The organism is Gabonia massiliensis, from assembly GCF_001403595.1.
GTDB lineage: Bacteria > Bacteroidota > Bacteroidia > Bacteroidales > Coprobacteraceae > Coprobacter > Coprobacter secundus.
Genome location: NZ_LN877939.1, coordinates 89567 through 114184, shown reverse-complemented (window position 1 = coordinate 114184; position 24618 = coordinate 89567). Strand labels below are relative to the sequence as shown.

Below are 24618 nucleotides of genomic sequence, written 5' to 3'. Positions count from 1 at the left end.
AAACAAATAAGTGTGGAGTACAAAAAGTTTATAGAAGAATTGCAAAAACGTTTGGGCAAAAATAAAAAAAGTATTGATGCCTTGATGTCAGACACATTACAGATAATAAAAGAGCATAGTGTAATGATGGATTCATTTTCTATACAAGGTTTTGGAACTTTCGAGCCTCGAAAAAAGGCTGAACGTATATCTGTTAATCCCGCCACTGGAAAACGGATGCTGATACCGCCTAAAATTGTGCTGACATTTAAACCCGGAACGATTATAAAAAATAAACTTAGAGAGAAATCCGATAATGAACAGTAAAATATCATTACCTGAAATGGTCGATTTGCTATCTCGGAAATCGGACTGTACAAAGAAGGAAGCAGAGACTTTCTTAAAAGAATTTTTTACTTTAGCCACAGAAATTTTATCTTCCGGAGAGTCTCTTAAAATCAATGGCTTGGGTGTATTTAAACCTGTATGGGTAGGAAAAAGAAATAGTGTAAATGTTCAGACGGGGCAGCCTTGTGAAATTCCCGGTCATTATAAATTGTCATTTACACCTGATAAAAGCATGAGAGATGCTGTAAATGCTCCATTTGCCTGTTTCGAAGCTGAAGTCATAGCCGATGATGTCGATATAAAAGATACTGAGATTTCTTATATGGCAATAGAAGATAGTGATATGACAGAGACCAATATAGATGATTCTTCTACAGAAATGGAAACGGTTGTAATGTCATTGGATAAAGAGACATCTGATATTGTGATAGCGGATATTCCTGATGAACAGCAAAATGTAAAAAAAGATGAAATACAACCAGAAAGCAACCAGTTGCCGAATGAAATGAACATTTCTGATAAAAACAATCAAAAAGAAAGTAAAGACGAGAATACCGAACACAAACTTCCTGCTGAAGAGTATGATGCACAAACAGTACCTGAAGAAAAAATAAAAGAACCAGAAGAAAAAGAGCATATAGAAGTCATATCTGTATCAGTTGTCGATAATTACGAAAAAGAAGAATTTAGACGAAAACAAACATGGCGAAATCGGAAAAACTTTTGGTACGGATTTGTAACTTCTTTATTGATTTTTGTTGTAGCAGATTTGATATGGCTATGTTATAATGGTACTTTTGAGGAAGGACAAGTAACGATAAGTAGTTGGATTCCGGCTATCATAAAAAAACAAAATCAGGAGGGTGAAAAGAACAAAGATTCTGTTTCGGTTGTTAAAGCTTTGGTTATGGATTCTCTAAAAACAACAGCGGTTGTAAGAAAAGATACTGCCATGCTCGAAGATAAGCCAATAACCAACATGAATGAAAAGAGCAATAAAGTAACTGAAAAAGAGATAAATAATGATACAATGTTATCGGAGAAGACTGTTACGGAAATCATGAAACCGGGAATTTTTTTGACCACCTTGTCATTGAAACATTTCGGTCATAAAACTTTTTGGGTATACATATATCAGGAAAATAAAGCGAATATAACCAATCCTAATAGTGTACCTGTAGGAACCAAGTTGATAATTCCCGAAAAATCAAAATATAATATAGATTCCAACAATAGAGAATCGGTGGAAAAAGCAAAAGCTCTTGCTACAAAAATATTATCGGAATATGAATAAATAAAGTCTTTAAGTCGCCGGTATCATTACTTTGGCGACTTAGTTTTTTTTACTACAAGCTTAGCCTTTTTTAACAGTTAAAGTGTTAAATGTAAATACATCGTAGTTACTTTTGCACTTAGGCTATTATGGGGCTGCATAAACAGGAATAATTTAATAAAAAACAATATAATATGAGTCAAACAGTAGATATTCGTGAATTAAATGAACTCATTGCAAGTAAAAGTTCATTTGTGAATATGATAACCATGGGTATGGACCGGGTAATTGTAGGGCAGAAACATCTGGTAGATTCTCTGATGATTGGTCTTCTTTCAAATGGTCATATATTGCTCGAAGGTGTTCCGGGATTGGCAAAAACTCTCGCGATAAAGACACTTGCTTCTCTTATCGATGCTAAATATAACCGTATCCAATTTACTCCGGACTTGCTGCCTGCCGACGTTATCGGTACAATGGTTTACAGTCAGGCAAAGGAACAGTTTGAGGTAAAAAAAGGTCCGGTTTTTGCTAATTTTGTATTGGCAGATGAAATAAATCGTGCTCCGGCAAAAGTACAAAGTGCCTTGCTCGAAGCTATGCAGGAACGTCAAGTTACGATTGGAGAAACTACATTTAAGCTCGATGACCCGTTCTTGGTATTGGCTACACAAAATCCAATAGAACAAGAAGGTACATATCCATTACCTGAAGCACAGGTCGATCGTTTTATGTTGAAAGTTATCATCGGATATCCGAAAAAAGAAGAGGAAAAATTAATTATACGTCAGAATATTACAGGCGAACGAGAAACTGTACAACCGGTACTGAAGGCCCAGGAAATTATCGAGACAAGAGATATCGTACGTAAAGTATATATCGATGAAAAGATAGAAAAATATATCGTAGATATCGTTTTTGCTACTCGTTATCCTGAAGACCATGGGCTTGGAGATTTGAAAGAAATGATTTCTTTTGGAGCTTCTCCTCGTGCTTCGATAAATTTAGCTTTGGCCGCTCGTTCATATGCATTCTTGAAACAACGTGGATATGTAATCCCAGAAGATGTACGTGCAGTATGTTATGATGTAATGCGTCACCGTATAGGATTAAGCTATGAAGCAGAAGCTAATAACATGACTTCTGAAGAGATTATCAGTGAAATCTTGAATAAAGTTGAGGTACCCTGATTAGATATAAAGCAATAAAGCCTGGCGTATGGAAACAAAAGAACTATTAAAAAAAGTTCGTCAGATCGAAATAAAAACCCGGGGATTGTCCCGTAATATTTTTGCAGGACAATACCATTCGGCTTTTAAGGGGAGAGGTATGGCTTTCTCTGAAGTCCGGGAATATCAATATGGTGATGATGTACGCGATATCGACTGGAATGTAACCGCCCGGCATAATAAGCCGTATATAAAAGTTTTTGAAGAAGAGCGAGAACTTACGGTAATGTTGTTGGTAGATGTATCTGCCAGTCGAGACTTTGGTGCGGTGGGTGAAATGAAAAAATCTGTAATGACAGAAGTTGCAGCGACACTTGCATTCTCGGCAATTCAGAATAATGATAAAATTGGAGTTATCTTTTTCTCCGATAAAATTGAAAAATTTATTCCTCCTAAAAAAGGGAAAAAACATATTCTATATATCATACGAGAGTTAATCGATTTTCATCCCGAAAGTACAGGAACAAATTTGAGTTTGGTATTAGAGTATATGACCAATGCAATAAAAAAACGTTGTACAGCATTTCTAATTTCTGACTTTATTGCTTTAGGCAATTACAAAAATGCACTTTCGATTGCTAATCGAAAACATGATTTAGTTGGTATACAGATATATGACAAACGTGAAACAGAGCTCCCAAATGTAGGTCTGGTAAAAATGTATGATGCTGAAAATGGCAGTGAAGACTGGGTAGATTCCTCTTCCAAGAAAGTTCGTGACGCATATATACGCTGGTGGAATGAACGACAGAATGTCATGCTTGATTATATGAGGAAAAGTCGTGTCGATTTAGCTTCGATTGCGACAGATGAGGATTATGTCAAAGCTTTGATCGGGCTTTTTAAGAGAAGGAGTTAATTGCATATTTTTTTGATAATCGAATATCGATAAAATTTATATGAGATACAATGAAATATAATAAACCGATAAAAGGAATAGTTCTGGGAATTTGTCTGGTCTCCTCGGCAATGGCTTTTGCTGATAATGTAGTGGTGAGTGCGAAAATGGACTCAACGGCAATTTGGATGGGCGAACAAACAATGATACATCTCGAAATGGCGCAAGACAAGGGCAAAGTCGTCCAGATGCCTTTCCTGACCGATTCTTTGGTAACTGGAATAGAAGTTTTGCGGGTAACGATGCCGGATACCACTGATTTGGGAAATAATCGTATCCAAATAAAAAGTGATGTCCTGATTACATCGTTCGATTCTGGATTCTATTATATTCCACCTTTTCGATATATTTTGAACAAAGATACTTTCACTACAGAAACTTTGAGTCTCAAAGTGGTACCTATGGAAGTTGATACAACAAAGGCTGGATTCGATATCAAGGGTGTGCAGAAACCTCCTTTTGTTTTATGGGATTATATCTCGAATACGGCTCTTGTCATCATGGGTATTGTTTTGTTATTAGTTGCTTTGGGTTTGCTGTATTGGTTCTGGTGGCGTAAGCGTGAACGTCCAGAAGAAGTAATTTCACCCGAATCACTCTTACCACCCCATATAAAAGCCATGAATGCTTTGGAAGAAGTAAAGGAGAGTAAATTGTGGCAAAATGGGCAAGAAAAAGAATATTATACTCGAGTGACTGATATTTTACGGGAATATATAGATGAGCGTTTCCATGTAAACGCAATGGAAATGACATCTTCTGAAATCATTTCTATATTACGGAAAAATGAAGATGCCAAATTGGTCAATCATAAGTTGAAAGAAATTTTAGAAATGGCTGATTTCGTGAAATTTGCAAAGATGAGGCCATTACCAGAAGACAACGAAGCTGTGATGCGTAATGCTATTACGTTTGTCGAAGAAACAAAACCTGTTGAAGAAATTCCGGTGGAGGAAAAAAGCGATTCTAATGCAGAAGCGCAAAAAGAGACATCTCAGGAGAAATAACAGGGCAATAATAAATTGATATGGCATATATTCGTTTCCATAAAAATAGGATGTGAATAAACTAAAATTAAAGAAAAATGGTATTTGCGAATCCTCTATATTTACTATTACTGCTATGCCTTATACCGGCTATTATCTGGTATATTTTGAAGCATAAAAAGGCACAAGCTGCATTACAGGTTTCTTCTACTCAGGCATTTGCCAAATTGCCTAAAACATATAAATATTATTTGAGGCATTTTCTTTTTATTTTGAGATTAGGAGCAATAGCCTGTATTATAATAGTATTGGCACGTCCACAAGCGACAGATCGATGGGAAAACCAAACTCGAGAGGGAGTTGATATCGTAGTTGCCTTGGATATATCCAGTAGTATGTTAGCACGTGATTTTAAGCCCGATCGTATACAAGCAGCGAAAGATGTGGCATCACAGTTTATAAGTGGACGCACGGATGACAATATTGGACTTGTTATTTTTGCTGGTGAAAGTTTTACCATGTGTCCGATGACTACAGATCACGCTGTATTACTCAATTTAATGAAAGATGTTCAGTGTGGTATGATTGCCGATATGACTGCCATTGGAGATGGTCTGGCGACAGCTATAAATCGTATAAAGGACGGGCCTGCAAAATCTAAAACTATTATATTGTTGACAGACGGGACCAACAATGCAGGAGATGTATCACCATTAACTGCTGCACAAATTGCTAAATCTTTCGGAATTAGGGTATATACAATAGGAGTAGGGACTCAGGGTGAGGCGCCTTATCCGGTGCAGACTCCTTATGGGGTGATGTATCAAAACATGCCGGTAGAAATAGATGAAACTACTCTGAAGACAATTGCTGCTGAAACAGATGGAAAATATTTTAGAGCCACGAACAAAGGAGTATTGAAAAATATTTTTGAAGAGATAGACAAACTTGAGAAAACTAAACTTTCAGTGAAAGAGTTCAGCCGGCGTGAAGAAAACTATCTTCCGTGGGCTATATTGGCATTCGCACTGTTAGGAATTGAGATTATCTTAAGAAATACCGTTTTACGGAATATTCCATAAAAATAATAATTATGTTTCGATTTGCACAACCACAATATTTGTACCTGTTGTTGATAGTTCCTCTAATGTGGGCTATATACTTCTATAGTGTTTACCGGAATCGGAAAAATATGGCCAAATACGGGAACCCTCAGATACTTCAGTCATTAGCTCCCGATGTATCGAAGTACAAACCTGGAACCAAATTCTTTTTGCAACAATTAGCTCTTATTGTCATGATTTTTATTATAGCGCGTCCACAAATGGGAGCTAAGATAGAAACGGTAAAAAAACAAGGAGTTGAAATCATTATTGCATTAGACGTTTCCAATTCTATGTTGGCCCGAGATATAGCACCGAGTCGTTTAGATAAAGCTAAACAGATGCTATCTAAATTAATTGACCAATTAGATAATGATAAAGTCGGATTAATTGTTTTTGCGGGAGATGCGTATACTCAATTGCCTATAACTTCTGATTTCGTATCGGCGAAAATGTTTTTATCTACAATTTCTCCTGACATGGTACCTACTCAGGGTACAGCTATCGGACGAGCTATAGCTTTAGCAATGAATTCATTCACTCCTGACCAGTCGGCCGATAAGGCAATAATTGTAATTACTGATGCAGAAAATCATGAAGATGATGCTGTCCAGATGGCTAAGGAAGCAGCCCAAAAGGGAATTATGGTAGATGTGATCGGTATCGGCTCAGAACAAGGAGCTCCTATACCTATCGGAGGAAATGATACCAATTTGCGTAAAGATAATCAAGGAAACGTGGTTATTACTAAACTCAATGCTCAGTTAGGCCGAGATATAGCAAAAGCCGGAGATGGTATATATATATCGGCAGATAATACAGGAAGCGCATTGAGAGCCTTGACTGCAGAAGTGAAAAAAATGAAAAAATCTGATATAGAAAGTAAAGTCTATTCTGAATATGATGAGCAATTCCAAGGATTGGCATGGATAGTTTTGATTTTGCTTTTACTTGACATCTTTATACTTGACCGTAAAAATAAACTGATGAAGAAAGTCAATTTCTTTTCTTGATAAAAGTTTTAAGTTTTATGAATATGAAGAAAATGAAATATATAATGGTTATCTCTTTCATGTCAATGATGTCGATAGTATCGGCTCAGACAAGAGATACTGTACCACAAATCAATAAAAAAGTAAATCCGAAAATCGAACGTAACAGTATACGGAAAGGAAATACCTTATATGAAAGTGAAAAATTTACAGAATCAGAAATAGAATATCGTAAAGCTTTGGATGCAAATCCCGAATCTTGGTTAGGTACTTATAATCTGGGTAACGCTTTATATAAGCAACAAAAAATGGATGCAGCTCTCGAACAGTACAAAAAGTCTGTGGTGAATGAAAAAGACTCATTACAACAAGCTCGTATATGGCATAATATTGGAAATGTATTTTTACAAGAAAAGAAATATGCAGAGAGCATAGATGCCTATAAAAATGCATTGCGCCGAAATCCCAAAGATAACGAAACACGTTATAACTTACGTTTGGCCCAATTGTTACTGAAAAATCAGCAACAACAGCAAAATGATGAGAACAAAGATAAGAATAAGGATAAAGACAAAGATAACAAAGACCAGCAAGACAAAGATAAAAATAACAAAGGAAACCAAAATCCGCAGAATAACAAAGATAATAAAGATGATAAAAAAGATAAACAGCAACAGCAGCAGGCACCTCCTCAGATGACTAAAGAGAATGCGCAACAAATATTGGATGCAATTCAACAAGACGAGAAAAATACTCAAGAAAAAGTCAAAAAAGCAATGATGCAGCAACAAAAACGGAAGAAAACGGATAAAGAATGGTAAAAGTGAAAATGAAAAAATTATCGATACTGATATTATTTTTTATTTCTGTTACCGGAATATATGCTCGGGAGGATATACATTTAGATGTACAAGTACCTAAGTCTGTTCAGGCGGGTGAACGATTTGAAATAGTATTTTCTCTGAGGAATGCATCTACCGAGAACTTCAAATCGCCCAAATTTAGAGGATGTAAGGTGCTTTCCGGTCCTTCTATTTCCCGTTCATCACAGTTGGCGGTAATATCAGGGCACTTTGTACGTTCCGTTTCGGAAAATAGGTCTTATATTCTTCAAGCTGGAAAAAAGGGAACAGTAGTAATACCTTCAGTTTCAGTTTCGGTCGAAGGTAAAACATATAAAAGTAGGAAAACAACAATAGAAATAATATCGGTAAGGTCTGAAAAGAAAAAACAGGCTTCGGTACAGTTCATAAGTTCTGTTCCGGAAGAAGTTCGTTCGGGGGAGACATTCCGTGTGAGGTATCAGGTAATAAATGGAGATGGAGAAGATTTTAATACTGGCGATTTCAAAAATTGCAAAGTATTGGCCGGACCATCGATAACATTGGAACGAGAACCGATATTAATGAATGGTTGGCCTATTCAAGGTAGGATAATAACGACTTATACATATATTGTACAAGCAGGTGAGTCGGGCAAGGTTATAATTCCTGAAGCTAAGATTTTAGTTAATAACAAGAAATACAAAGTTGGCAAATCAGAAGTTAAAATACGTCCTTTGAACGAAGAAGAACGGATGAAAAGATTTCTGGAAGCCAAAAAAAAATATCCAACCATTTAAAAAACGGAAAAATATAAAATAGCATATCACAATGATGAAAAAATTATTTTTCATATTAACGATTTTAACGTCATGTAACATCTTGTCTAAGGCTGATAATGTATCATTTTCGACTTCAGCTCCAAGACAAGTTGTAAAAGGGCAAACCTTTCAAGTAACTTTCACATTAATCAATGCCAATGGGCAGGATATACGTGTGCCTGATTTTCCGGGATGCCGAATATTGTATGGTCCTGCTGTATCTCAAGGGTCGCAGTATAGTAATATAAACGGGCGGGCGACTTCCCAAACAGAAGAATCATACGTTTATACTCTGCGGGCAGAAAAGGAAGGGACATACCAGATAGGTGCTGCAACAATCAAAGTTGGTGGGAAGCAGATGTCGACGTCACCCGTTTCATTGAAAATTTTACCACCAGATAAGCAGTCTGCCGGTAATGGAAACGGAAGTCCTTCATCAGAAGGTTCTGCAGTTTCTCCATCGTCGGATACAGAAACATTTGCACGTTTAATAGCCTCCCCGACACAAGTATATGAACAACAGGCAATATCTGTTGCGATTAAGTTATACACACGTTCCGATATTTCAGGATTAGGAGCTACCACTTTTCCGACTTTTGAGGGATTTGCAGTTCAGGAAATACCCATTGCAAATCCTCAGATGGAATTAGAACACTATAACGGTAAAAATTACAGGACAGTTGTCGTAAAACGTTATATTATATTTCCTCAGCATGCGGGACAATTAAAAATTTCTCAAGGGAAATACGAAGTTAGCATACAAGTATTGCGGCCAGTACGCAGTCCGTTTGGAATTATGAATACGATGCAAGAAGTATCGAAAACAATTACTACAGCTCCAGTTACTATACATGTATCACCTTTTCCGGCAGGAAAACCTGCTTCTTTTATGAGTGCGGTAGGTTCTTTTTCGATGAATTCGTCTATCACTCGGGAGTCATTGAAAACAAATGAAGCCGTTACTGTAAAATTGGTGATAAAAGGCCGAGGAAATGTAAAATATATAAAAAATCCTGAAATAAAATTCCCCGAAGATTTTGAAGTTTATGATCCCAAAATTGATGTAAAAGTGAATGGTCTTGATGGTACACGTATCATTGAATATACTGCTATTCCACGTCATCCGGGAGACTTTACTATTTCTTCTGCTGAATTTTCTTATTTTGATTCTGGAAGTAAAACATACAAAACTTTAAAAACTCCCGAATATCACTTAAAAGTAGCAAAAGGAACAGGAAGTTCTTCCTCCTCAATATCTGATTTCACAGATAAAGAATCGGTACGATTACTCAATCAAGATATTCATTTTATCAAGTTGAATAAACAAAATCTGCAAAAGGAACAATCTGTGATATATGGAAGTTTGGTTTATTGGCTTTGGTATATACTTCCGGCATTGTTGTTTATTGCTTTTGCCATAATAAATCGTAAACAAGCGCAGGCTAATGCGAATATAGCTTTGATGAAAAATAAAAAAGCAAATAAAGTGGCAACCAAACGATTAAAGATTGCTGGAAAATATTTGCAAAGTCACGATAAAACAGCTTTTTATGATGAAGTACTAAAAGCCGTATGGGGATACTTGAGCGATAAGTTGAATCTCCCATTGTCAGTTCTTACTCGGGACAATGTTGCTATAGAATTATCTAAATATGGAGCAGCAGAAGAACTTGTAGATAGTTTTATGGCAATATTGGATACATGTGAATTTGCGCAATATGCACCAGCTCAAAACGATGATGCAATGGACAAGTTATATGCCGATACGGTGGAAGCGATAGGTAAATTGGAAAGTACGGTAAAAAAATAAATTCGCCAGACAAATGAGAAGGATATATAGTATTTTAATATTTTGTATGTTTTGTTTTACTCAATTGTGGAGTCAAGATTTATGGCAACAAGCAAACGAGGCATATAGTAAAGAGAACTATTCAAAAGCAATTACTCTTTATGAACAATTGCAAAAAGAGAAAGGAAACTCTACCGATTTATATTACAATTTGGGGAATGCGTATTATAAGAATAAGCAATATCCCAAAGCAATACTAAATTACGAAAGAGCGTTGTTATTATCTCCTGGCAATACTGATGTAAAGTTTAATTTAGACATGGCAAAAGCCCGTATAACCGATAAAATAGAACCTGTAGGGACTTTTTTTCTGGTTATGTGGATAAATACAGTTCGCGATACACTTTCATCTAATAGCTGGGCTATATTAGGAATTATTTGTTTTATATTATTTATCATAGGGGCATATCTTTATTTCTTTACCCGTCAGATATGGTTAAAGAAAATGGGATTTTTTGTCGGCTTTATTTTGTTGATAGTTTCTATCATAGCCAATTGTTTCGCTTCAGCGCAAAAAGAAAAAATGGAAATTCGTAATGAAGCCATTGTTTTCGCTCCTTCGATTACAATTAAAAGTGCCCCGGCTGAAAGTGGTACTGATCTTTTTGTTTTGCATGAAGGTACTAAAGTGAGGGTTTTAAGTAAGGTGGGAGAGTGGTCAGAGATATTGATTGAAGATGGAAACCGGGGTTGGCTACCATCATCGGATATAGAAATTATATAAAAGTCTAAGAGCCGGTTGTAAATTTTGCTCGGGTCAGTTTTGTGGATTTCTTTCGAGGATGTTTTTTCTGTTTTTAGCGGGCTATCTGACGAGTGAAAACGGGAAAAAAGACCGAAAGAAAAGTAAAAATGATTTGATCGACTTATTTTTATCAGGTTTTAAGAACAATAATATTTTATCGCGGGATAATATGTAAAGAGGAGTGGTTGGCTCATTACTCGAAAATGCCTATCTTTACAAATTATTTCGCGAATTCTTTTTGAGTGCCGAAAAAACTTTATTTAAATATATATGCTTGAAGACTTGTTAGAACTTGATCGGACCGTTTTATTATTTTTCAATCATTTTCATACGTTATATTTAGACCAGGTTATGTGGGTGTACACGGGGAAAATCATCTGGCTTCCCTTAATTGTAATGTTAGTTTATGTCGTGTTTCATCGGAACTGGAAAGAAGGAATATTAGCAGCCTTAATGATTATATTAGTTGTTACAATATGTGATCAAGTTGCGTCGTCTATATTTAAACCTCTATTTGAACGTTTACGACCGACACGAGATCCAGATTTTTCTCAATATGTAACCATTGTCAATAACTATAGAGGAGGGAAATATGGTTTTGCATCAAGCCATGCATCAAACGGTTTCGGATTAGCTATATTTACAGCTCTTTTGTTTAAAAATAGATTTTATTCATTTACTGCCGTTTTATGGGCTTTAATAACATGTTACTCTCGGATGTATGTCGGAGTTCATTATCCGGGAGATATATTGGCTGGTATTGTTATAGGTATCATTACATCTTTTGTTGTATATAAATATCTATATCTTGTTTTACATCGTTATCTTTTTACAAAAGGGATATATTCGGAGCCTATTCCTGTATATTCACACGAAAATGGAGCAAGATATGTAGCTCTCACCATATATATTTTATTTTTTATAATTCTCGTTTTTGCACCATTATTTAATTTTCGGATACACTGAAACGATAGTACTATTTTCATAGAATAATATAAAAAGAAAGATTTCCATTTGTTATTTAATTGCAATAAGTGAACGAATATTGAGTGTCCAATGTTTAATATACATGAAACAATTAAATAATAAAGTGATGAAAGCCAGACAAATTGTATTACGTTCGCGTCCGATAGGGATGCCCACAGAAAATAATTTCGGGTTTGAAGAGATTGAAATTTCAGCACCTAAGGATGGAGAGGTATTATTGAAATCCCAATATATTTCCGTAGACCCATATATGAGAGGTCGTATGAGTGATGAAGAATCTTATATAAAACCCTTTGAACTTGGGAAGCCAATAGACGGTGGAGCAATAGCGACCGTAATTGAAAGTAAAAGTGATATTTTGAAAAAAGGCGATAGAGTGGTAGGAATGCTTCCTTGGGCCACTTATTCTAAAGATAAGGCCGATCGGCTGCGTAAGATACATACAGATGAGTTTCCTGATGGGTATTATTTAGGAGTATTGGGCATGCCTGGCTTGACAGCCTATTTCGGAGTTATGGACATATGTCAACCACGATATGGAGAGACAATGGTTATTTCCGGAGCAGCCGGAGCGGTAGGGCTGGTGGCCGGACAAATTGCTCGAATCCAAGGATGTAAAGTTTTAGGAATTACAGGTTCTGATGAGAAAGTAAATGTTTTGAAGAACGAATTTGGTTTTGATATGGCCATAAACTATAAAACTACCAAAGATTTATCTGGGACTATATCCGAATTATGCCCTAAAGGGGTAGACTGCTATTTTGATAATGTAGGAGGAGAAGTTAGTGAGGCTATTATTGCTCATCTGAATTATCATGCACGTATTGCATTATGTGGACAGATTGCTTCTTATAATACTGCTACTCAAGAAATGGGACCAAGATTGCTACCACAAATTTTGTCCAAAAGCGGAACGATTAAGGGTTTTATTGTTGGTGATTATCAGAAGCGTTTTTTAGAAGGCCTTTCGCATCTAATGACATGGCTCAAAGAAGGAAAGCTGCACTATACCGAAACGATTATCGATGGGTTTGATAAATTACCTTACGCTTTTCTCGGTCTATTTTCTGGTAAAAACATAGGAAAGATGCTTGTCAAAGTAAACGAATAAAGAAAAATTGTTATTATATTTGTTCTAACGAATATACTTTAAAAGAAATATAATATTTATGGTCTTGAAAACATGAATATTATATTTCTTAATTTTTATCCTGAGAGAATCAAAATACTGAGTATGGAATTGATGTATATATATCATAGCGGCTTTGTTATCAGTACTTCATCTTGTAATATCATTATAGACTATTATAAAGATCCGGCTAATATTATACCTTCCATTTTGAAACAAACAGAGAAAAAATTATATGTATTATGTAGCCATTTTCATGCAGACCATTACAATCCCGATATATTATTTTGGAAGAACGTTCGTCAAGATATAGTCTACGTTTTTTCAAATGATATAAAAAAACATAAAAAAATAGTCGATCATGGTATACATTTTCTTAAAAAGGGTGATATATATACTGATGGCATATTAAGGATAGTGGCCTTTGGGTCTACAGATATCGGAATCTCTTTTCTGATATATCACGACAATTATACAATTTTTCATGCTGGAGATTTGAATAATTGGCATTGGAAAGACGAGTCCACCCCTAATGAAATACGTAAATCAGAAGGTGATTATTTAAAGGAGCTATCCGATTTAAGGAAAGAAATAAAAAGCATAGATTTAGTGATGTTTCCTGTAGATTCACGTTTGGGAACCGACTATGCATTAGGAGCTAAACAATTCTTAGACAAAGTACAAGTAAAGATATTTTCTCCTATGCATTTTTGGGAGGACTACAAAGCTGTTATAGATTTTGCCCTGATTGCGAAAGATTATAACTGTCGGTATATATCTTGGCAACACCCTGGAGAGGTTGTTATTTGGTAGTTTCATACTAAAGCACTGATAAAGTAGAACGTAAAATATATACATATTGCGAGTTTAAATAGTGTTCCTGTAATAAAACCTAAAAAAGCTCCCAATCCAGATTTACAAGCGTATACTGTGCTATTTCCTCCCATTATTTCTCCTAAAAATGCACCTAAAAACGGGCCGATAATAATCCCCCAAGGCGGAAAAAGGAATATACCGACAAGAGTTCCTGCAACACAACCTCGCGTACCCCATTTACTACCTCCGCAGAAACGTGTAGTCCATATCGGAATTAGATAATCCAAAACTTGTGCTATGAGTATGACAACCAACCATCCACACAATAACATCGTTGAAAACTGAACTTTGTCTGTTGCTTGTAATATCAACATTCCTACAAAAGCCAAAGGCGGACCGGGTAACATGGGAACGATGCTACCGATAAAAGCAACTATAAGGCATAATGCTGAAACTGTAATCAAAAATATGTCCATATGTGTTATAACTTTGAGAGCTTAAATATATAAAAAATGAAGAAAAATGATAGAAGAAGTTGACACCTATTTTGTTGTATATTGTATTTCTTCTTTTCTAAATTTTGTGTTACTGCAAATTTGAAGTAATCTAAATAAATTTAGAACTCTATAAAATTTGAATGATAACTGGTATATTTTAACTTTGTATGATAAAATATTTGTAATTATGAAGATAAAAGGACGATTTGATCATTTCAATATCAATGTTCTTGATTTGGAACGGAGTATAAATTTTTACAGTAAGGCATTGGGTCTTCAAGAAGTAAAGCGGAAAAAAGCACCCGACGGCTCGTTCATTCTTTCTTATTTAGGAGATGGAGAGACTGATTTCTTGTTGGAATTAACTTGGCTTCGCGATAGAAAAGAACCCTACGAATTAGGAGATAATGAAAGCCACTTGTGTTTAAGAGTTCCTGGGAACTATGATGAAATTCGTAAATTTCATAAAGAAATGGGTTGTGTTTGCTATGAAAATACTGACATGGGACTCTATTTTATCTGTGACCCAGATGATTATTGGATAGAAATTTTACCGTTGGAAAAATAGAACTATTAATGACTTTAATTCATTGTTAATGAGGATTAAAGTTGTGAATTTTTGTCATTTGGTAAGGCGAAAAATTGACATGTTATGTGCCAGTTTTTCGCCTTAATTTGTTGGCATATACTTTGCATAAAGCTTAGTGAATCTGAATTGAATAGTTCGGATTCAAATAAAATAGAGTGTTTAATTAAATATAGGAGATAATAATTATGATGCCTGTTAGAAGATCACAAAATTGGTTACCAGGAATTTTTAATGATTTCTTTGGAAATGAATGGATGGAAAAAGCTACGGCAACTTCACCAGCCATCAATATTATGGAAACAGAAAAAGGATATGAAGTTGAAGTTGCAGCTCCTGGAATGACAAAAGAAGATTTCAACATCCATATTGACGATGATAATCAGTTAGTTGTTTCTATGGAAAAGAAACAAGAACATAAAGAAAACAATAAACATGGTCGTTATTTGCGTCGTGAGTTTACATATACGCAATTTCAGCAAAATATGATTTTACCTGATAACATTGATAAAGATAAAATTGCAGCTAGAGTGGAACATGGAGTCTTGACAATAGATATTCCTAAAAAAGAAATTTTACCCGAAACTAAAGGAACAAAAAAAATTGAAGTTAAATAATTGGATATATAGTCATGAAATCTGGTAATAAAAAGCAAAAAGGTCAATTTGTCGGTAAACATAAAGACAAATCGGAATATCAGCTTGAAAAAGCTGCTGAAGATATGGAAAAGCATCACAAAAAACATGAAGGTTGATTTAGACTTAGTTTTCATATACAAAATGCCCTTAAAGGAATTTTCCTTTAAGGGCATTTTGTATATGGAAGCATATTACTATCTAAGAGTCAGTTCCTGTTTTAACCAAGCTTATCTTTGATAATTTCGGGGGCTGTTTTCCTATTTCCATTTGTCCAATAATCCACTATCATACTCGTAAAAAATAGGAAAACAGCCCTAAAGAAAATAGTAGAACTGAACTTTTATTGAAAAATTTGATATATATTTATAAATTCAGTTTCATTGCTATAGCGTCAGCCAAAGCACGGCATTCGTTTTCTTTATCAGGAGTAATACCTTGCTTCATCTCTACAGGAGCTCCGGTCACTTCCCATTTCATTCGATCGGCAAATGCTGTCAAACGTTTGACAGCTGCACCAGCCCACGTATAGGAACCAAAATAGCCGAACACTCTATTTTTCAAATCACGGGTTTCGATTTTTGAAATAAAAGATTCTATATTAGGGAATAATTCATTTGTATATGTAGGGCTACCGATAATTAATCCCTTATATTTGAATACGTCACTTAATATGTATGACATATCCGATTTACTAACATTGTGTAAAATAATATTTTTTATGCCTTTCAATGCCAATTCATGAGCGATAATCTCTGCCATTCGTTCTGTGTTACCGTACATGCTTCCATATACTATGACAACACCGTTCTCACCTTCGTATCGGCTCAATCGATCATATATAGAAATTACTTTATCTATTTCTTTTTGCCATACCGGTCCATGGGTAGTACATATCATCCCTATGTCTATTCCTCTAAGTTTTTTCAAGGCTGTTTGTACTGGATTTCCATACTTACCTACTATGTTGGAATAGTAACGGTACATTTCATTCCAATAGCGTTCAGTATTCATTTCCGTATCGATAATACCTCCATCAATAGTACCAAAGCATCCAAATGCATCACCCGAAAACAGGGTTTTATCCTCCACGCAATATGTCATCATCGTTTCAGGCCAATGTACCATGGGTGTCATATAAAATTTCAAGTTTTTATTGCCCAAAGACAATGTATCACCATCCTTTATTTCACAGAAGTTATCGCAAATACCATAAAAACCTTCAATCATGCCTATTGTCTTACTGTTTCCCACAATTTTTACTTGCGGATAATATTCCCTAATAGCACGTATTGATGCTGAATGATCTGGCTCCATATGATTTACAATAAGATAATCGATAGGGTGATTTCCTAAAATAGCCCTTATTTTTGACAAGTACAATTCTGTATAGCAAAAATCAACAGTATCAATCAATGCAATCTTTTCATCTTTAATAATATACGAATTATAAGAAACGCCCAAAGGTAAAGGCCATAATCCTTCAAACAAATGTTTAGTACGGTCATTAACTCCTACATAAAAAATATTCGGTCTGATTTCTGTAATATTCGACATAGTAATATCTATTTTTGTGCCGACAAAGATAGTAAAAAAATTGACACGAATTTTATTCCAAACGTTGTCTTTTACTAAAGGTGCAATTCAAGATACAGTTAAAGTTTTCAATAATAAAACAATAAGAGATAGGCATAAAAATACCTGTCTCTTATACTTATTAAGAATTAAACTAAGCCATCGATTTCACTGATTGTCGGCAACATACCGACCAGCAGTCAGAGCCTTTAAGTTCATCTCTACAATATCATTTCCTTTTCGTTCGAAAATAAACCGAATACCATCAGCTATTTTGTCATACTCGATATTTAGAAACGGAGTTGCAGCACCCAACAAAACCATATTTGCTGTACGGGAAGAACCGTTTTCTTTTGCTATTCTGTCTACATCAAGTATAATCTTATTGGGAATTTTATTTAATTCTGCCATAATTTGTTCCGTTTCTGGATAATTCGGTATATTGATAAATGGGGCCGAATTAGTGACAATCCATCCATCCTTTGATAAATAAGGCAGATAACGTAAAGCTTCCATGGGTTCCAAAGATAATATCAGATCGGCTTTGCCTAAAGGAATGAGATCTGAAGCGATTGGCTTATCCGAAATCCTTAAATTCGATTGTACATCACCTCCTCGCTGGCTCATCCCATGTACCTCGGCTTGTTTCATATAAAGTCCGTTTTTCACGGCGGCTTCGCCTATAATGGCTGCGATGGAAAGTATTCCCTGACCGCCAACTCCTGAAAGTATAATATCTGTTTTCATGATTATTTCTTGTTTTGTTGTCTTTTCTTTCTGGCCAATGTCTGAATACATTCTCTACGTGGTATCAAAACAGAAACTCCGTTATATTCTATTTCTTCGCGTATAATGGCTTCCATTTGAGCCATATTTTTTTTCAGAGGCTCCATTACACGAATATGTTTTGGGTTAACACCTATACCTTGGCAAATGGCTTCAAGCTTACCCGTTCCAGCAGAGTCTTGCCCTCCTGTCATAGCCGTTGTTTCATTATCAGAAATAACAATTGTAACATTTGCATTCTCATTCACGCAATCAAGTAATCCTGTAATACCCGAATGAGTAAAAGTTGAGTCTCCAATAACTGCAATTGTGGGAAAAAGACCTCCGTCGGCAGCACCTTTGGCCATGGTTATAGATGCTCCCATATCTACGCAAGAGTTTATTGCCCTGAACGGGGGGAGAGCCCCCAAAGTATAACATCCTATATCACTGAAAACTCTGGCGTTTTCGTATGTTTTGGCGACATTGTTTAATGCTTCGTACATATCTCGATGTCCACAACCCTGACATAGAGCAGGAGGCCTCATTTGCACTATATCGGGAATGGTGTAAGGTGACATATTTTTTAGCCCTAAAGCCTGGGCTACCTTATCCGGATTCAATTCTCCGTCGCGGTCTAGAGTCCCGTCCAGACGCCCCCTTACCGTAATACCAAGACCAAGTAAACCTTTTATTTTGTCTTCGACAAAAGCATATCCATCTTCAAGTACCAGTATTTCTTTGCACTCATCGGCCATTCGAGCAATCAATGCTTTAGGCAAAGGATATTGGGAAATTTTAATAACAGGATGCTCACATCCTTCAGGATAACTTTCCATCAGATAATTATAGGCAATACCACAAGCTATAATCCCCATTTTTTTATTTTTCCCGTCAATATATGAGTTGTATACAGAATCAGTAGATTCGGCTTCAAACATTACCTGTTCATTCAATAACGTTTTAAACCTCCGACGAGAATTAGCCGGTAGAAGGATAAATTGTCTCGAATCTTCAGGAAAAGATATTTTATTTTGAGGTCGCATGTTGTCCGATGTTTCAACTCCTGCACGAGAATGTGCCAATCTTGTAGTAATACGCATCAATACCGGAATTTTATACTTTTCAGAAAGTTCAAATCCGGCCAATACCATATTATAAGCTTCCTGTTGATTTGAAGGCTCCAGAATAGGTACAAATGCAAAATCTCCATAAAAACGTGAATCTTGTTCATTTTGAGAAGAATGCATCGAAGGGTCATCCGCAGCTAAAACTATAATGCCGCCATTAACCCCCGTCATACCTGAATTTACAAATGCATCAGCTGCAACATTCATTCCTACATGCTTCATACACACTAATGCTCTTTTTCCGATATAGGACATGCCTAATGCAGCTTCCATAGCGGTTTTTTCATTTGTACACCAGCGACTATGTATTTTTTCTTGCCAATGTTGTGATACAGATTGTATATATTCGGTAATCTCTGTCGACGGAGTTCCCGGATAAGCATATACACCGGAAATACCAGCATCTAAAGCAGCTTGGGCAATAGCCTCATCGCCTAACAAAAGGTGTTTACTCATTGTTTCTCGTTTAGAATAATATGAAATTAGATTTTAAATTAACGAATCGTTGCTCGAATAGCAGAACTTATCCGTAATTACATATGCAAATATAATAATATTTTGGGAATGACTCGAATTTGTAACAAAATATGAGCTACAAAGAATAATAGTTTTCATTTTGTTTTTAAAAATATCATCTTTGTATAGGAATGTCAATTGATTATTTCATGATATTGCGTTTATTCAAAGCTTTTTGATAACGTAGAGCATTTTTTAAATGTTCGGTATAAGTCGTTGCAAAATTGTGTCGACCCGAAAAATCTTCTTTAGCACACATATAAATATAGTCATGATGCTCATAATTCAGAACTGCTTCTATTGCTGCTTTCGATGGGATACGGATAGGCCCTGGAGGCAATCCTAAATTTTTATATGTATTATAAGGAGAATCAATATTCAAATGTTCGTGCAAGATACGTTTTACGCCAAAATCATTTATTGCAAATTTTACTGTCGGATCAGCTTGTAACAACATACCCTTTTTTAGTCGATTAAGATAAAGTCCAGCCACGACTTTCATTTCGTCTTTAGCTTTGGTTTCTTCTTCGACAATAGAGGCTAATGTTGATACTCCTTGTAAAGTCAGACCTATTTCAGATGCTTTCTTTTTCCGTTCCTCATTCCAAAATTTTACATACTCATCATACATCTTATCTAAAAAACGGCGAGATGAAATCGTCCAGTACATTTCATATGTATCAGGAATAAACATGGAAACGAATGTATACCGATCAAATCCATAATCAGTAGCAACTGACGGATTATTAAGAAGAGCCAACACGTCACTTTTCGATATCATAAATGAATTACCTATTCGTTCTGCAAGTTCTTCTTTTGTACGCAAATTATTGAATGTAAATCGAATAGGGTTTTGAGTTCCATGAGACAATTTTCTATATACTTTAAATGCACCCATTTGGGGATCAATACGATATGCTCCCGGTTGATTTTTAGGATTATAATTATTCAGTTTCGCCATTCTGGCGATACGCCTCACTTCTGACGGAGCTATATTTTGACTTAAATCCTCTAATACATTTTCAAGAGTACTGCTCTTATCTATATATATCCAAAAAGATTTTTCTGTAACACTATCGACAAGATACCTTTTCCAAATTATACCTGCCCCAATTAGTAGAAGTACGATGATTGACGAAAATACGAATATTATTTTTTTAAGGACATTCTTTGATTTCTTTTTTTTCTTTGCCATTATCTTTACACTAAAGCTTAATTATCGTGTAAAAGTACATATTATTTCCCGAATAAATGCATGTCGAATATTTGCATATTATATTTTTGCAATTTATCTTTGCAGAGCTTTAGCCAAGAAGGGCTCGCAAGGAAGGATGGGTGAGTGGCTGAAACCAACAGTTTGCTAAACTGTCGTACTGGTAACGGTACCGGGGGTTCGAATCCCCCTCCTTCCGCTATGCCGAAGTGCCCTCCGAAAAGTTAGACATAAAACTTTTTGGAGGGCATTTCTTATTGTAAAGCTTTATCATTTTATAGATATGGTATTATCGTTACATAAATACCAGTAATAATAGCTGAAGTAATCACTCCGGAGATATTGGCCCCTAAAGCATCTCCAAGAATAAACGAGTTGGGATTATCTTTACTTACAATCTTCTGGGCTACCTTTGCTGTTGTTGGGACACAACTGACAGCTGCAATACCTATTACAGGATTATAGTTGCCTTTCTTTATAAAATACATGATATAGCCACCTATTATACCGCCGATACCGGACAATAATAAAGCAGTGATACCCAATATTAAAAGTTTTAAGATCTTTGGGTCTAATAAAAGATGGGCGTCACATAATACCCCCAAAAGTAATCCTAACATAAAAGTTGAACCGTATAATAATGGTCCACTTACAAAATCACAAATATGTTTCATCCCTGATTCTCGAACAGCAACCCCTAAAAATAAAGAAAAGAATAATGGAGAAGCTACCGGGAACAAGAAACATAATACGGCACATAAGACAACAGAAAAAGCCAACTTTACTTTAGAATCATAATTCTTAGGAGCCTTTTTTTGCTCTATTTTTATAGCTCGCAAGCGTTTTGGAACCATTAGTTTTACAAGATAGGGATACCCTCCATAAGTGAGCCCTAAATATAAATAGGCTACAACCGTAATAGGAACAAATAAATGCTTGGCCATCATAAGTGATGTAAAAAGTACCATTGGTCCGTCAGCACCTCCAACCATAGCGATAGAGGCGCTTTCTTTCAAATCGAGTCCGAATGCCGAAGCAATAGGTAAAGTAAGAAATGTTCCTAATTCTGCACAGAGGGCCAAAAAGAGGCTGGCAAAAGGCTTTTGGAGCAAGAAACTTACATCCAGTAATGTTCCTATTCCCATAAATACGAAGCAGGCAATAAGACCATTGCTGAATGTTAGGGTATATACTGGTTGTAAAAAGTCTATCTGCATGGTGTTCATCAATTCATCCGTATCAGAGAGCATCGGATCAAGAAATAAATTGCCGAGCCCATCACCCATAAAAAGTGTACCGCAATTAATTGCAATCATACCGAGTCCCATAGGAATCATTACCATTGGTTCAAGGATTCCTTTCCATCCTAAATAAACAAGAATACCACCTAAAACTATTAAAAATATACGGGCAAAAGCAAGTACCCAACCTCCGGCCACCATAGTGCCTATCCCTTGAAACAAGTTAAAAAAATCAATATTTTCCATGTTTTGAATCAAATTTAAACATTTTTCAATATAGAATTTGCTTGAGTTTTCCAGAAGAGAATTTTATATATAGACTAAAGTTCTTTCGAAAATTTCGCTTGATTATTTTGTTCTCCTTTCATTTGCTCTTGCTTTTTAAGGTACATTAATTGTGTATCTTCCCTGTAATGGTAGTCGATAAGATCGAGATCTGAAGTTCCGTGGCTGACTCCGTGATAATATCCGGCTGGACGTGTTTCTCGGGGATCTTCATTGATACCTCTACTGAATTCATCACGTTTGTCATCATAAATTTTAAAAATCTTAATAGCTTCTTGTTCTATCTTTTTAGCCATTTTCTGATGATATTTGCGCAATCGTTTCAAACGCATTATTTCCTCTTGATGCGAATTGTAAAAATCGAGAGAATCGGCCCATACTGCGATCAATTTTATTATTCCTGCAACAAGAAAGCCTATAATAAATGTAAGTATCATCATTGCAGATGTTGATAATAATAAATGAGACATAGTCCAAATATTTAGTTAATTATAATGTTTTTCAGAATAAGAAATTTAGATATATACATATTTATACTTCCATAAATTCAAGTAAAAAACTTGGAAATAGAAAGTCAAAATATTTAGAATTTAATTCAATTTTGCTGAGTCTGCTCTGAGAATTTCTTTTGAGGCTGTTTTTTATGAAAATGGGCTATTAGGCGAACAAGAACGGGAAATAGACCAAACGAAAATGCGACGTAAATCGAATTGAATTATTTTTGTTGAAAAATTTAAACAACCCCTTAGATATTTATCAAATTAGAATACGCCTGAGAGCATATATGAAATATCGGAAAGTCATTTTCTGAATTGAAAGGTATTGTACTCGTTCTTTTAAAAGAGTATATAATTTTCGTCCATTTGAATATAAAACATCCTGAAAATTTGATATAAATTTTAAAATCAAAGGGAATTCTTGACATCTGATATTAGACACGGACAATACTATTGCATCGCCTGCAAAAGAATCAAAGATATTGGGCTCTTTAAAAGACCAAATATCTTGCCTCTCAAATTCTGGTTGAACGATAGCTGAAAATTGATAATTGGGAAAGTCATAAAAGCAAGAATCTTGAGTACGGACAGAAGTAACATTGCACTTCGAATCCGTATCAAAGCTTTTAGAAGAGTTTGATAACCCAAACAATATAAAAGCACAAATGATTAGTATTCTCATCAGATACTTTATCATATACAAACATAACAATTATAATCGATATATTACTCCTGTTTCGTGCAATATTTTATATCATATGTATTTGTGACCGTTTTTTTATATCAATAGATATAAATAATCTCAAAATTATCAGATAATAATCAGGTTGGATTCATCTTTTACGTCATATAATCTGTTATAGAAATAAAACTTAAAAAGATTTTATGAGAAAAGAAACTATTATTACCCTTTGGTATATATTGGCATTAGTCGGTATATCTTCGTGCAGCAATAAAAAACAAAATATGGAGATATTGCAAAAAGTAAAACCTGGAGTGTTTGTAGGGAAATTGCCTTGTGCCGATTGTCCAGGTATTGAAACCTCAGTTACAATCAATCCTGATAGTACTATTGTAATGACATCCCTCTATCTTAATTCAAACGGTACGTCATTTACCCAATATGGAAAATGGTCAATTAAGGATAGTCTGATTGTCGGGACATTCGATAGTGAAAAATTATACTATTTACCACAATCGGATACAGTTATAACTTTAGTAGATAAGAATGGGAAAGAATCCGTATCGATGCCTGGAAAATATCAATTAAAAAGAGTCCCCCAATTGACATCCGATTATTTTCTGGGAGAATACATACAAAGTGGTTTAGAAAATGAAGGATATAAACAATTTTTGGTAATAGAAAAAACCTCGGACGATCAGGTATTGATAAAAATTACATTTACAGGGCAAAAGAAAGGTTGTACTTTTACAGGAAATGGAGAAATCATAAATAACCAAATAGTAGTCGATTTGAATAAAGTAAATCCTGATTTAAAATCAACGATGATAATACATTCGACCGGAACAGGAATGTTAAACATCTCTACCTCTGATAATTATAAAGACTCAATCCCTTTCTGTACAGATGATGGTAACTTGGCGGGAAATTATCAGAAAATAACTTCATAAAATCAATATTGATATATTGAGCGGTATATCAAATCGAGTCCTTGACTTAATCTTAGTCAAGGGCTTTTTA

At 35.2% G+C, this 24618-nt stretch carries 25 protein-coding genes and 1 tRNA gene; 19 read left to right on the top strand and 7 right to left on the bottom strand.

Annotated elements, in window-relative coordinates:
* Positions 1 to 12 precede the first annotated feature (12 nt).
* The 14 genes from BN2628_RS05380 to BN2628_RS05315 all read left to right on the top strand — a co-directional run bounded on the left by BN2628_RS05380 (position 13) and on the right by BN2628_RS05315 (position 13973).
* Positions 13 to 306: an HU family DNA-binding protein gene (locus tag BN2628_RS05380; RefSeq protein ID WP_021930469.1), complete on the top strand. Its 294-nt coding sequence runs from the start codon at positions 13 to 15 to the stop codon at positions 304 to 306.
* Entirely contained in the window at positions 296 to 1621 is a 1326-nt protein-coding gene (locus BN2628_RS05375; RefSeq protein ID WP_055096405.1) for an HU family DNA-binding protein, read from the top strand. Before BN2628_RS05380 ends, BN2628_RS05375 begins: the two co-directional genes overlap by 11 nt.
* Positions 1622 to 1794: 173 nt before the next feature.
* Complete coding sequence (locus BN2628_RS05370) at positions 1795 to 2790, top strand: AAA family ATPase (protein WP_021930471.1); 996 nt, start codon at positions 1795 to 1797, stop codon at positions 2788 to 2790.
* A gap of 28 nt (positions 2791 to 2818) precedes the next feature.
* Positions 2819 to 3688, top strand: a complete 870-nt coding sequence (locus BN2628_RS05365; RefSeq protein WP_055096403.1) for a DUF58 domain-containing protein — start codon at positions 2819 to 2821, stop codon at positions 3686 to 3688.
* Positions 3689 to 3738: 50 nt separating this feature from the next.
* The gene (locus BN2628_RS05360) at positions 3739 to 4734 is read left to right on the top strand and encodes a hypothetical protein (protein ID WP_055096402.1); all 996 of its coding nucleotides are present in this window, start codon (positions 3739 to 3741) and stop codon (positions 4732 to 4734) included.
* A gap of 77 nt (positions 4735 to 4811) precedes the next feature.
* On the top strand, positions 4812 to 5795 hold the full coding sequence (locus BN2628_RS05355) for a vWA domain-containing protein (protein ID WP_055096400.1): 984 nt from the start codon (positions 4812 to 4814) through the stop codon (positions 5793 to 5795).
* Between the two features lie 11 nt (positions 5796 to 5806).
* Entirely contained in the window at positions 5807 to 6829 is a 1023-nt protein-coding gene (locus tag BN2628_RS05350; protein WP_055096398.1) for a vWA domain-containing protein, read from the top strand.
* Between the two features lie 23 nt (positions 6830 to 6852).
* Positions 6853 to 7629 (top strand): tetratricopeptide repeat protein, encoded by a 777-nt coding sequence (locus tag BN2628_RS05345; RefSeq protein ID WP_257606403.1) that lies wholly within the window; start codon positions 6853 to 6855, stop codon positions 7627 to 7629.
* Positions 7623 to 8429: a BatD family protein gene (locus tag BN2628_RS05340; protein WP_055096396.1), complete on the top strand. Its 807-nt coding sequence runs from the start codon at positions 7623 to 7625 to the stop codon at positions 8427 to 8429. Before BN2628_RS05345 ends, BN2628_RS05340 begins: the two co-directional genes overlap by 7 nt.
* A gap of 31 nt (positions 8430 to 8460) precedes the next feature.
* Entirely contained in the window at positions 8461 to 10260 is a 1800-nt protein-coding gene (locus tag BN2628_RS05335; RefSeq protein ID WP_257606402.1) for a BatD family protein, read from the top strand.
* Between the two features lie 13 nt (positions 10261 to 10273).
* On the top strand, positions 10274 to 11023 hold the full coding sequence (locus BN2628_RS05330) for a tetratricopeptide repeat protein (RefSeq protein ID WP_021930479.1): 750 nt from the start codon (positions 10274 to 10276) through the stop codon (positions 11021 to 11023).
* Between the two features lie 291 nt (positions 11024 to 11314).
* Positions 11315 to 12010, top strand: coding sequence for a phosphatase PAP2 family protein (locus BN2628_RS05325; protein WP_055096395.1), 696 nt, complete (start codon positions 11315 to 11317; stop codon positions 12008 to 12010).
* 103 nt (positions 12011 to 12113) lie between these two features.
* Positions 12114 to 13142: an NADP-dependent oxidoreductase gene (locus BN2628_RS05320; RefSeq protein WP_246469173.1), complete on the top strand. Its 1029-nt coding sequence runs from the start codon at positions 12114 to 12116 to the stop codon at positions 13140 to 13142.
* A gap of 123 nt (positions 13143 to 13265) precedes the next feature.
* Positions 13266 to 13973, top strand: a complete 708-nt coding sequence (locus tag BN2628_RS05315) for an MBL fold metallo-hydrolase (protein WP_055097081.1) — start codon at positions 13266 to 13268, stop codon at positions 13971 to 13973.
* Positions 13974 to 13975: 2 nt separating this feature from the next.
* Here the strand turns inward: BN2628_RS05315 and BN2628_RS05310 are convergent, their stop codons facing one another.
* Positions 13976 to 14452 (bottom strand): DUF456 domain-containing protein, encoded by a 477-nt coding sequence (locus BN2628_RS05310; protein ID WP_021930483.1) that lies wholly within the window; start codon positions 14450 to 14452, stop codon positions 13976 to 13978.
* A gap of 208 nt (positions 14453 to 14660) precedes the next feature.
* Here BN2628_RS05310 and BN2628_RS05305 point away from each other — a divergent pair, with 208 nt between their 5' ends.
* The 3 genes from BN2628_RS05305 (at position 14661) to BN2628_RS17505 (ending at position 15813) form a co-directional block, all read left to right on the top strand.
* Positions 14661 to 15041: a VOC family protein gene (locus tag BN2628_RS05305; protein WP_021930484.1), complete on the top strand. Its 381-nt coding sequence runs from the start codon at positions 14661 to 14663 to the stop codon at positions 15039 to 15041.
* Positions 15042 to 15247: 206 nt separating this feature from the next.
* Positions 15248 to 15676, top strand: coding sequence for an Hsp20/alpha crystallin family protein (locus BN2628_RS05300; protein WP_257606401.1), 429 nt, complete (start codon positions 15248 to 15250; stop codon positions 15674 to 15676).
* A gap of 14 nt (positions 15677 to 15690) precedes the next feature.
* On the top strand, positions 15691 to 15813 hold the full coding sequence (locus BN2628_RS17505; protein ID WP_021930486.1) for a hypothetical protein: 123 nt from the start codon (positions 15691 to 15693) through the stop codon (positions 15811 to 15813).
* Positions 15814 to 16060: 247 nt separating this feature from the next.
* Here the strand turns inward: BN2628_RS17505 and BN2628_RS05295 are convergent, their stop codons facing one another.
* From BN2628_RS05295 to mltG, 4 genes are all read right to left on the bottom strand, one after another.
* Positions 16061 to 17251 (bottom strand): FprA family A-type flavoprotein, encoded by a 1191-nt coding sequence (locus BN2628_RS05295; RefSeq protein WP_055096393.1) that lies wholly within the window; start codon positions 17249 to 17251, stop codon positions 16061 to 16063.
* Positions 17252 to 17437: 186 nt separating this feature from the next.
* Positions 17438 to 18016, bottom strand: a complete 579-nt coding sequence (locus BN2628_RS05290) for an indolepyruvate oxidoreductase subunit beta (protein WP_055097076.1) — start codon at positions 18014 to 18016, stop codon at positions 17438 to 17440.
* 2 nt (positions 18017 to 18018) lie between these two features.
* A complete protein-coding gene (locus tag BN2628_RS05285; RefSeq protein ID WP_055096391.1) occupies positions 18019 to 19620 on the bottom strand; it encodes a thiamine pyrophosphate-dependent enzyme in 1602 nt (533 codons plus the stop codon).
* 202 nt (positions 19621 to 19822) lie between these two features.
* Entirely contained in the window at positions 19823 to 20875 is a 1053-nt protein-coding gene (gene mltG, locus BN2628_RS05280) for an endolytic transglycosylase MltG (RefSeq protein ID WP_055096389.1), read from the bottom strand.
* A 130-nt stretch (positions 20876 to 21005) separates the two neighbouring features.
* On the opposite strand from mltG, the gene BN2628_RS05275 reads away from it, so the two are divergent.
* A tRNA-Ser gene (locus BN2628_RS05275) sits at positions 21006 to 21092 on the top strand.
* A 76-nt stretch (positions 21093 to 21168) separates the two neighbouring features.
* On the opposite strand, the gene BN2628_RS05270 is transcribed toward BN2628_RS05275, so the two are convergent.
* Both BN2628_RS05270 and BN2628_RS05265 read right to left on the bottom strand, forming a co-directional pair.
* Positions 21169 to 22380: a sodium ion-translocating decarboxylase subunit beta gene (locus tag BN2628_RS05270; protein ID WP_021931226.1), complete on the bottom strand. Its 1212-nt coding sequence runs from the start codon at positions 22378 to 22380 to the stop codon at positions 21169 to 21171.
* A 74-nt stretch (positions 22381 to 22454) separates the two neighbouring features.
* Positions 22455 to 22889 (bottom strand): hypothetical protein, encoded by a 435-nt coding sequence (locus BN2628_RS05265; protein ID WP_021931227.1) that lies wholly within the window; start codon positions 22887 to 22889, stop codon positions 22455 to 22457.
* A gap of 912 nt (positions 22890 to 23801) precedes the next feature.
* Here BN2628_RS05265 and BN2628_RS05255 point away from each other — a divergent pair.
* Positions 23802 to 24548 carry a copper resistance protein NlpE gene (locus BN2628_RS05255; RefSeq protein ID WP_055096385.1) on the top strand — a complete coding sequence of 249 codons (747 nt, stop codon included), beginning with the start codon at positions 23802 to 23804 and terminating at the stop codon, positions 24546 to 24548.
* The last annotated feature ends 70 nt before the right edge of the window (positions 24549 to 24618 follow it).